This window comes from Pseudomonas sp. Sample_21, from assembly GCF_004307525.1.
GTDB lineage: Bacteria > Pseudomonadota > Gammaproteobacteria > Pseudomonadales > Pseudomonadaceae > Aquipseudomonas > Aquipseudomonas atacamensis.
The window spans coordinates 1-5047 of record NZ_RCNZ01000010.1 but is presented as its reverse complement, the minus strand read 5'-3'; the positions used below and the strand labels follow the sequence as shown (position 1 = coordinate 5047).

At 60.0% G+C, this 5047-nt stretch carries 4 protein-coding genes and 1 tRNA gene; 1 reads left to right on the top strand and 4 read right to left on the bottom strand.

Annotated elements, in window-relative coordinates; all coding sequences use genetic code 11:
* Window positions 1–62: 62 nt before the first annotated feature.
* The 4 genes from D8U71_RS00870 to rluD all read right to left on the bottom strand — a co-directional run bounded on the left by D8U71_RS00870 (window position 63) and on the right by rluD (window position 4813).
* Window positions 63–138: transfer RNA gene (locus D8U71_RS00870), tRNA-Asn, on the bottom strand.
* Between the two features lie 297 nt (window positions 139–435).
* On the bottom strand, window positions 436–3000 hold the full coding sequence (clpB, locus tag D8U71_RS00865; RefSeq protein WP_130886976.1) for an ATP-dependent chaperone ClpB: 2565 nt from the start codon (window positions 2998–3000) through the stop codon (window positions 436–438).
* A gap of 131 nt (window positions 3001–3131) precedes the next feature.
* A complete protein-coding gene (gene pgeF, locus D8U71_RS00860) occupies window positions 3132–3854 on the bottom strand; it encodes a peptidoglycan editing factor PgeF (RefSeq protein ID WP_130886975.1) in 723 nt (240 codons plus the stop codon).
* Entirely contained in the window at window positions 3851–4813 is a 963-nt protein-coding gene (gene rluD, locus D8U71_RS00855) for a 23S rRNA pseudouridine(1911/1915/1917) synthase RluD (protein ID WP_016773140.1), read from the bottom strand. Before rluD ends, pgeF begins: the two co-directional genes overlap by 4 nt.
* On the opposite strand from rluD, the gene D8U71_RS28465 reads away from it, so the two are divergent.
* Window positions 4812–5047, top strand: a 236-nt coding sequence (locus D8U71_RS28465) for a hypothetical protein (protein WP_206663204.1), incomplete at its 3' end; no start/stop codon positions are given. The genes rluD and D8U71_RS28465 overlap by 2 nt on opposite strands.

Genomic DNA, 5047 nt, shown 5'->3' with positions numbered 1-5047 from the left:
TCCTGACATCCTGCTCCCAAAGCAGGCGCGCTACCGGACTGCGCTATACCCCGGTTTGAAATTGGCTCCGTGACCAGGACTCGAACCTGGGACCCAATGATTAACAGTCATTTGCTCTACCGACTGAGCTATCACGGAACTACATATTTCAATTTACAACGGTGAAGCTTTGTTGCATCTCGCCACCCGTTCGCATCGCTGCGTTCGTGTGTCTGAGGCGCGCTATTCTACAACCTAGAACACCTCTGTCAACCCCCTAAATTGCTTTCAAGTTAATGATTTGCAACTTATTTCAGATTCCAACCCGGTGGGTTGAAACGCTGCCGGTGACTGACTGCGGGGCGCACTTTACAAGCCTTTTCCTTTGAGTTCAACAGCCTGGCGAAAAAAAGGCCTCGCAATGCGAGGCCTTCCCGGTTTCATTGCCGCTGAGGCTTAGCCGAAAACGATTTCCTCGTTCTCGACCTTGCCGGTGGCGGTGTCGCCAGGCATGAAATGACCCGACAGGATCAACTGCGCCAGCGGGTTTTCGATCCAGCGCTGGATCGCCCGTTTCAAAGGACGTGCGCCATACACCGGGTCGTAACCGACGGCGATCAGCTTGTCCATCGCTTCCGGGCTCAGCTCCAGCTTCAGCTCGCGCTCGGCCAGACGGCTGCGCAGGCGACCCAACTGGATCTCGGTAATCCCGGCGATCTGATCCCGCGCCAACGGCTCGAAGATCACCACCTCGTCGACCCGGTTGATGAACTCCGGACGGAAGTGCGACGTCAGCGCGTCCATCACAGCAGCACGCTGCGCCTCACGATCACCGACCAGCTCCTGGATCTGCATCGACCCGAGGTTGGAGGTCATCACGATCACCGTGTTGCGGAAGTCCACCGTACGCCCGTGACTGTCGGTCAGCCGGCCATCCTCAAGCACTTGCAGAAGGATGTTGAACACATCCGGGTGCGCCTTCTCGACTTCGTCCATGAGGATCACCGAGTACGGCTTGCGACGCACCGCTTCGGTCAGATAACCGCCCTCTTCGTAGCCGACGTAGCCCGGTGGCGCACCGATCAGACGAGCCACGGAATGTTTCTCCATGAACTCGGACATGTCGATCCGCACCATCGCCTCTTCGGTATCGAAGAGGAACTCGGCCAAGGCCTTGCACAGCTCGGTTTTACCAACACCGGTAGGGCCGAGGAACATGAACGAGCCGCTCGGACGATTCGGGTCGGACAGCCCGGCGCGGGAACGCCGCACGGCGTTGGCCACAGCCACGACCGCTTCTTCCTGACCGATCACCCGTTTGTGCAACAGGCTCTCCATCTTCATCAGCTTGTCGCGCTCGCCTTCGAGCATTTTCGACACCGGGATGCCGGTCCACTTCGACACGACTTCGGCAATCTCTTCTTCAGTCACCTTGCTGCGCAGCAACTGGTTTTCGCTCTTGCCGTGCTGGTCGACCATTTGCAGGCTGCGCTCCAGATCGGGGATCACCCCGTACTGCAACTCGGCCATGCGGTTCAGGTCGCCTTTGCGGCGTGCGGCTTCCAGTTCCTGGCGCGACTGTTCGATCTTCTGCTGGATCTGCGCAGAACCCTGCACCTCGGCTTTTTCCGAGTTCCAGATTTCTTCCAGATCCGAGTACTCACGTTCGTGACGCTCGATTTCTTCCTGGAGTTTTTCCAGGCGTTTCTTCGCTGCGTCGTCGCTTTCTTTCTTCAGCGCCTGGGATTCCACTTTCAACTGAATCAGGCGCCGCTCCAGACGATCGAGTACTTCCGGTTTGGAGTCGATCTCCATACGGATACGGCTGGCGGCCTCATCGATCAAGTCGATGGCCTTGTCCGGCAACTGCCGATCCGTGATGTAGCGATGGCTGAGTTTCGCCGCGGCAATGATCGCGCCGTCGGTGATCGCCACCTTGTGGTGAACCTCGTAACGCTCTTTAAGGCCACGCAGGATTGCGATGGTGTCTTCCTCGCTCGGCTCGTCCACCAGGACTTTCTGGAAACGCCGCTCGAGCGCCGCGTCCTTCTCTATATATTGGCGGTACTCGTTGAGCGTGGTCGCGCCGACGCAGTGCAACTCGCCGCGAGCCAGCGCAGGCTTGAGCATGTTGCCGGCATCCATCGAGCCTTCGCCCTTACCAGCGCCGACCATGGTGTGCAGTTCGTCGATGAACAGAATGATCTGCCCTTCCTGCTTCGACAGCTCGTTGAGCAAGCCTTTCAGGCGCTCTTCGAACTCGCCGCGATACTTGGCGCCGGCGATCAGCGCGCCCATGTCCAGCGACAGCAGGCGTTTGCCTTTGAGGCCGTCCGGCACTTCGCCGTTGATGATGCGCTGCGCCAGCCCTTCGGCGATCGCGGTTTTACCCACGCCAGGTTCACCGATCAGCACCGGATTGTTCTTGGTGCGGCGTTGCAGAACCTGAATGGTGCGGCGGATCTCGTCGTCACGGCCGATCACCGGATCAAGCTTGCCGTCTTCGGCGCGCTTGGTCAGGTCGACAGTGTATTTGTCCAAGGCCTGCCGCGACTCTTCGTGGTTGGCGTCATTTACCGCTTCGCCACCACGCAGGTTGTTGATCGCGTTTTCCAGGGCTTTTTTGCTCACGCCTTGGCCGAGCAGCAACTTGCCAAGCTTGCTGTTCTCGTCCATCGCGGCGAGCAGCACCAGTTCGCTGGAAATGAACTGGTCGCCCTTCTGCTGAGCGAGACGGTCAGCCTGATTGAGCAGACGCGCCAGATCCTGCGACATGTTGACGTCGCCGGTCGGGTTCTGGATTTTCGGTAGCTGATCAAGCTCTTTGGTCAGCTCTTTACGCAAGCTGTTGACGTCGAAGCCTACCTGCATCAGCAGCGGCTTGATCGAACCGCCCTGCTGTTCAAGCATGGCCTGCATCAAGTGCGCCGGCTCGATGGCCGGATGATCGTGGCCAACCGCCAACGACTGGGCGTCGGACAGGGCCAACTGTAATTTACTGGTTAAACGGTCAATACGCATGGGTCACCTTCCTTTTGAGCAGGCCGGACCTAAGAAACCATCCTGAATAAAGAAACCTGCCAGATACCACTGTAGATGCGGTCGATTCTGCAAGATTCAAGCGTCGGAGGGTTGATGCAGGTCAGGCAAGTCTAGCGGGTGATCCAAACGAGAGAGGCGAAGCGCCCAGTGCGCGACGCACGGCGATAGGAGAAGAAGCGCGGATCGGTCACGGTGCAGAAACCGCCACCATAAACTGCTGTGACACCACGCTCAGCCAGACGCAGGCGCGCCAGTTGATAGATGTCGGCCATGAACTTGCCGGGATTGTGGCTCGGCATGAAGGCTGTCGCCGCTTCCGGCAATTGATTGATGAAGACTTCGCGAACTTCCGGACCGACCTCGAAAGCCTTTGGGCCAATCGCCGGGCCGAGCCAGACCAGTACCTCGTCAGCAGGAACATCGAGGCTGTCGAGAGTTGCCTCAAGCACGCCCGCCGCCAGACCACGCCAACCGGCATGGGCCGCCGCTACGCGAGTGCCGGCACGATCGCAGAACAACGCCGGCAGGCAGTCCGCCGTCATCGCTGCGCAGGCAATGCCCGGCGTTGCGGTCCAGCTGGCATCTGCAGTCGCAACGATGCCCGGATCAGCATGGGCAACGGTGATCCCGTGTACTTGCTGCAACCAGGCAGGCTGTATAGAGAAGTGCTCGGTCAGACGCCGACGGTTCTCGGCGACGGCTTCAGGACGATCATCGACGTGATCACCCAGATTCAGGCTGTCGAACGGCGCCTCGCTGACACCACCCTCGCGGGTGGTGACACAGGCCCTGACGCTGGCCGGCGCAGGCCAGTCCGGCGTCAGCCAGTTCATCCGACGAAGGCCTCGCGATCCTGCTTGAGCAGGGTCAGCAGCCAGACGAAATCTTCCGGCAGCGGCGATTCCCAGCTCATGCGCTCACCGCTCGTCGGGTGATCGAGTTCAAGGAAGCGCGCGTGCAGCGCCTGACGCGGGAAGTGCTTGAGCGATTCCACCATGGTCGGGTTGGCCGCAGGCGGAATGCGGAAACGCCCGCCGTAGGCCGGATCGCCGACCAATGGGAAGTTGATGTGCGCCATGTGCACGCGGATCTGGTGGGTCCGACCGGTTTCCAGCTTCACCCGCACATGAGTGTGAGAACGGAAACGCTCGAGCACGCGGTAATGGCTGACGGCAGGCTTGCCGCCTTCCATCACTGCCATGCGCTGGCGTTGCTGGCCGTGACGACCGATCGGCGCATTGATCTTGCCACCGGCGGTGACCACGCCGATCACAATGCACTCGTAGATACGGCTGACGCTGCGGCTCTGCAATTGTGCGACCAGCTTGGTCTGCGCCTGAATGGTCTTGGCCACCACCATCAGACCGGTGGTGTCCTTGTCCAGACGATGCACGATACCGGCGCGCGGGACATTGATGATGTCCGGCACATGGTGCAACAAAGCGTTGAGCAGGGTGCCATCGGCGTGACCGGCAGCCGGGTGCACCACCAGGCCCGCAGGCTTGTTGATCACCAGGATGTCGTCGTCTTCATAGACGATGTCGAGCTCGATGTCCTGGGCGATCCACTCGCCCTGGGCTTCCTGCTCGGCAGTCAGCTCAAGGACGGCACCGCCATGCACAATGTCGCGCGGGCGGATCACCGCCCCGTCCACAGTCAGGCGACCTTCTTTGATCCAGGCGGAAAGGCGCGAGCGTGAGTGCTCAGCGAAGAGTTGGGCGGCGACTTGATCGAGGCGTTGGCCGCCCAATTCGGACGGCACCTCTGCGCGAAGTTCAATTTTATCGGACATGCTCGGACTGGGCGTCGGCACAGCCTTTGGTTTCGGCTGCGCGCTTGTGGTTAAATACGGCGTCTTTTGCCCCGAGGCTTTTCAACGGGGCGCTCATCATAACAGGACGGCCCCGCCCAAGACAGCGGCCGTCATAGGGACGCAAGCCGCCATGCAAGTGAAACACCTGCTGCTGATCGCCATCCTCGCATTGACCGCTGCTTGCTCATCGAAGGAAGTCGTAGACGAAAACCT